The organism is Streptomyces sp. A01, assembly GCF_059026195.1.
Genome location: NZ_JBWLKN010000127.1, coordinates 1 through 457, shown reverse-complemented (window position 1 = coordinate 457; position 457 = coordinate 1). Strand labels below are relative to the sequence as shown.

Annotated in this window: 1 protein-coding gene; it reads left to right on the top strand. The window is 67.2% G+C overall.

Going from position 1 to position 457, the window contains the following annotated elements; all coding sequences use genetic code 11:
• The coding region (locus AC5P1B_RS35830; RefSeq protein ID WP_493892220.1) for a polyketide synthase dehydratase domain-containing protein at positions 1-457 on the top strand (457 nt) is incomplete at both ends.

Sequence of the window (457 nt, the reverse complement as noted above, 5' to 3'; positions counted from 1 at the left end):
TCACCGGCCTCTACCCCCGCCTGGCCGCCGCCGGCTTCGACTACGGACCCCTCTTCCAAGGACTCCACACCGCCTGGTACCACGAACAGCACCTCTACGCCGAAATCACCCTCCCCAACCCCCACACCCCCCACACCCCCACCTACCTCCTCCACCCCGCACTCCTCGACACCACCCTCCACACACTCGCCACAGCCACCCACCCCGACAACTCATCCGACCCCCACCACCACGCATACCAACTACCCACCACCTGGACAGGACTCACCCTCCACACCCCCGCACCCCACACCATCCGCGCCCGCATCACCCCCACCACACCCAACACCGCCACCATCACCCTGACCGACACCACCGGGACGCCCGTCGCCACCATCGAAGGCCTCACCACCCGACCCCTCACCCCCGAACAACTCACAACCACCCAACCCACCACCCCCCACCAACACCTCTACCA